Origin of the sequence: Spirulina sp. 06S082 (assembly GCF_034932145.1) — a bacterium.
GTDB lineage: Bacteria > Cyanobacteriota > Cyanobacteriia > Cyanobacteriales > Spirulinaceae > CCY15215.
Genome location: NZ_JAYGHV010000231.1, coordinates 1 through 3,858 on the forward strand (window position 1 = coordinate 1; position 3,858 = coordinate 3,858).

The following is a 3,858-nucleotide window of genomic DNA, read 5'->3' on the forward strand; positions in this document are numbered from 1 at the left end:
AATCACTCGATAGTTAAATTGCAAAACTTTAAAGTCTGGAAAGGCGATTTGATAGCGATTTGTTGCGGCTTTTTTGGGGCGATCGTAGGAAAAGATAACAATGGGGTAAATGGGGAGGTTGAATTTTTCGTGCAAGCGGGAACAATAGCGAAACATTCGGCGATCGAATCCTGTTTCAAAGGAGGATTGATTCTCGATATGAATCAAAAAGTAGGAGTCTTGTTCGGCAAAACGAACTTGTACAATTAAATCTGTTTCGTATTTTTCTCCTCTGGTCACATCGGTAAACACTTCTTTGTCTAAAAAGGTTACGGAGTTGCGATCGAGATATTCTCGTAATTCAGGGAAAAATAGTTCGATAAATTCTACGAAAAAGACCGTTAGTAATTCTTTGAATAAGCGATCGTGGTCAATATTTTCTTGTTTTTTCATGAATTTTACCTCTTAATTTATTCTTTTGTGTCGTAGCTTTCCTTAGATTCTGTGGCTTTAGGTGTGGCGCGATCGGGAACATCATAAAGAGGGCGATCGCTAACAATTTCTAACTGTTTGTGTTTCGGTTCTGTTGGTTTTTGCTTCGGTTTGGGTTTCTGCCAATCTTTTTGATTAACATCTCGGGATTCATCTCCCTTACGACGTTTTGATGTTCGTTCCTCGCTGGTTTCTTCGGAAACAACTTCATATAAAATAGCGACTTTATCTTTTTGAGTACCCTTTCTTAAAACTCGTCCCAAACGCTGTATATATTCTCGAATTGAACCCGTTCCTGATAGGATAATGGCAATACGAGCATCGGGAACATCTACTCCTTCATTGAGGACGTGAGAGGCAACAATAACTTTATAAGTTCCTTCTTTAAATTGCGTGAGAATTCCGTGGCGTTCTTTAACGGGTGTTTGATGGGTTAATGCAGGAATGAGAAACTCTTGGGAAATGCGATAAACTGTTGCATTATCATTCGTAAAAATAAGCGTTCTTTCCGGATAGTGCTTGGCGATTAATTCCGCTAAAACTCGCAGTTTGCCATCGGTACAAAGAGAAATATCTTTCGCTTCTCGATGTGCTAACATTGCTCTTCTTCCAGCTTGCGATCGCGCTGAAGCCTGGACGAACAATTGCCAGCCTTTTAAGCTACTTAAACTAATATTAGATTCCCGCAAAAAAGCATTACGAATCTTCATTGAGCGATCGTAAGTTTCCCGTTCTTTGGGAGATAATTTGACTTTAATTTCAACAACTTTATGTTCTGCGAGGGCGTGTCCAGAAAGTTCTTCCGGTGTTTTACGATAGACGATCGCCCCAATTAGCCCTTCTAAGTCCCGATGGGAACCATCCGATCGTTCGGGTGTTGCTGTCAAACCCAAACGATAGGGCGCGATCGCGTATTCTGCAATAACGCGAAAAAAGTCGGTGGGTAAGTGGTGACATTCATCAAAAATCAATAAAGCGTAGCGATCGCCTAAATTTTCGGCGTGAATAGCGGCACTATTGTAAGTGGAAACCAGAAGCGGAGTGCGATCGCCAGATCCTCCTCCCAATAGTCCCAACTCCACATCGGGAAAAGCCGCCTCAAGTTGGGCGTACCATTGGTGCATTAAATCCAAAGTCGGCACGAGAATTAAGGTACTGCGGGGGGTGGACTGCATCGCCAATTGCGCCAAATAGGTCTTTCCCGAAGCCGTCGGTAAAACAACTACCCCCTGTCGTCCCGCCATTTTCCATGCCTGTAATGCCTCTTGCTGGTGGGTGTATGGAGTCATTTCCACACTACTTGAGGTTAATTCCAGAGGCACAAATGCTTTAGCCTCATCGGTAAAATTTGTCCCCTCTGCTTGCAATGCTTCGATGAGGGGGCGATAGTGCATCGCGGGAATGCGGAATTTCTCTACGCGATCGTCCCATGTCGCATACTCGATCCAGGCTTTTCCCTTGGGGGGTGGGTGCAATAATAAGGTTCCTCGATGGTAGGTTAATTTGGAAAGGCGAGGCATAGTTTGAGTTGTTATTCGTCTAGCAAGATTACTTAGTCTAACAGTATTCCAAGTTGCTGAAATTGGCGATCGCACACCTTAGCGAGTTGTTGATTTTCTGTTTGCAAACACTTTGGACAGGTGTATAGTAGGAGAATGAGTTAAGTTCTACAATGATTTTACAGAAGATGAAATTATCTTTTTAGTTCATTTCTCTTACTCCAAAAGTCAAGCATTTATAGAAGTTCTTTCTCCTGCACAGATCGACTCAGATATACTTCCCCCTGAAGATGATTTTCTCATTCCTGATGAAATAGAGGAAATTAACCTCATGGTTTCTGAAAGAGCGATCGCGCTATAATCTGGTGTAATCGAACCAAAGCGATCGCCTGACTATAAACTGACTTTGAGGGAAAGTGCGATCGCGCTATAATTTTTGTACAATAGAACTACTATATCTGCGATCGCCTAAAATGCGAATCCTCTACTCTTGGCTCAAAAATGATCTAGTTCATCTCCTTGAAAACCATGACTCTCGCACCTCTAAAAACCCCGATTGTTTACCCCGAACCCGATGGCGAACCGATGGCAGAAAGTGACCCCGCACGGGATTATTTAATTTATGGTGTAGAAAGCCTCAAATTCTGCTTTCACAACCAAGAAGATGTCTACGTTTCTGGTAATCTCTACCTCTATTACGAACGGGGAGTTCTCGATGCTGTGGTGAGTCCTGATGTATTCGTTATCTTCGGAGTAGAAAATCGCCCTCGCAGAAGTTACAAAGTCTGGGAGGAAGGAGGAATAACTCCCGATTGGGTTTTAGAAGTAACATCTGCCAGCACTCGCAGAACAGATGAACGAGATAAACCCAATACTTATTCAGAAATGGGGGTTTTGGAATATTTCCAATACGATCCGATGGGAGATTATCTCAATCCTCCTTTGAAAGGCAAGCGTTTGGTTGGAAATACTTATCAAAGTATTACACCAAATCGATTAGAAGATGGTTCTCTGTCTATTTATTCAGAGGTTTTAGAGTTAGAACTGCGCTTACTTCCCAATGGTCAGATGCGTTTTTTCAATCCTCAAACGGGGGAGTATTTAAGAAGTCCAGATGAGTCTGAACGGGAACGGATTGAGGAACGACGACAGAAAATTGAGGAACGACAAGAAAAAGAACAGGTACAGAGGACATTGCAAGAGTTGCGCGATCGCCTGATTGCGAAAGGGTTAGACCCTGATAACCTCTGAAACTTCCTATTATCCTCCTGCAATAGAACTCTTATTCTTGCGATCGCATTCCTCTCATTTTTATGTATTCTGCCCGAGGAAATAAGTATTTTAAGTGCGATTTCTCCAAAAATTAGGTTTTCGGTGAAGATGGGCAACTGCAATCACTAAAATTCTCTCTTTTTCTACCGTGTAAATAACACCATAAGGAAACTGCCGAGTCTGACATCGCCGAATATTTCCACCGAGTAACAACCATCCTGATGGAAAAGCGATGATGCGATTGATGGTACCTTGAATTTCACTACAAAATTCCTGTCCGAGTCCAACACGCTGTGATTCGTAATATTGAATTGCTTCTTGGAATTCTTGACGCGCGATCGCTAAAAACTCTACTCTCACAAATTTCTCATCTCCTCAAATACTTGTGATGCGGAAATGGTTTCTAATTTCCCTTCACGGTTGGCTTGCAGACGAGTTTCGGCTTCTTCTAGCCAAAGTTGGTCGATTTGAGGATCGCTTTGGTCTAAGCTATCAACTAGGGCATCAATGAGCATTGCTCGCTCTATGGGAGATAGTGCTAAAGCCTCTCGAAATACTTTTTGTGTGAGGTCGGACATGGGACTATTTTAGCAGGAATGATACTGATTTGATTATA

The 3,858-nt window shown here is 42.5% G+C and carries 5 protein-coding genes; 1 reads left to right on the forward strand and 4 read right to left on the reverse strand.

Going from position 1 to position 3,858, the window contains the following annotated elements; all coding sequences use genetic code 11:
* Together VB714_RS14890 and VB714_RS14895 are read right to left on the reverse strand one after the other, a co-directional pair.
* Window positions 1–432, reverse strand: a 432-nt coding sequence (locus tag VB714_RS14890; protein WP_323225397.1) for an Rpn family recombination-promoting nuclease/putative transposase, incomplete at its 3' end; no start/stop codon positions are given.
* 17 nt (window positions 433–449) lie between these two features.
* Window positions 450–1,991 carry a DEAD/DEAH box helicase gene (locus VB714_RS14895; protein ID WP_323225398.1) on the reverse strand — a complete coding sequence of 514 codons (1,542 nt, stop codon included), beginning with the start codon at window positions 1,989–1,991 and terminating at the stop codon, window positions 450–452.
* Window positions 1,992–2,498: 507 nt separating this feature from the next.
* On the opposite strand from VB714_RS14895, the gene VB714_RS14900 reads away from it, so the two are divergent.
* The gene (locus VB714_RS14900; RefSeq protein ID WP_323225399.1) at window positions 2,499–3,221 is read left to right on the forward strand and encodes a Uma2 family endonuclease; all 723 of its coding nucleotides are present in this window, start codon (window positions 2,499–2,501) and stop codon (window positions 3,219–3,221) included.
* 90 nt (window positions 3,222–3,311) lie between these two features.
* Here the strand turns inward: VB714_RS14900 and VB714_RS14905 are convergent, their stop codons facing one another.
* Entirely contained in the window at window positions 3,312–3,602 is a 291-nt protein-coding gene (locus VB714_RS14905) for a type II toxin-antitoxin system RelE/ParE family toxin (protein WP_323225400.1), read from the reverse strand.
* Entirely contained in the window at window positions 3,599–3,820 is a 222-nt protein-coding gene (locus tag VB714_RS14910) for an addiction module protein (RefSeq protein WP_204103882.1), read from the reverse strand. The genes VB714_RS14905 and VB714_RS14910 overlap by 4 nt, the downstream gene beginning before the upstream one ends.
* Window positions 3,821–3,858: the final 38 nt, after the last annotated feature.

Excerpts from the sequence above, each read along its gene's own strand:
- VB714_RS14895 (WP_323225398.1), bottom strand. The coding sequence starts at position 1,991 with ATGCCTCGCCTTTCCAAATTAACCTACCATCGAGGAACCTTATTATTG.
- VB714_RS14900 (WP_323225399.1), top strand. The coding sequence starts at position 2,499 with ATGACTCTCGCACCTCTAAAAACCCCGATTGTTTACCCCGAACCCGAT.
- VB714_RS14910 (WP_204103882.1), bottom strand. The coding sequence starts at position 3,820 with ATGTCCGACCTCACACAAAAAGTATTTCGAGAGGCTTTAGCACTATCT.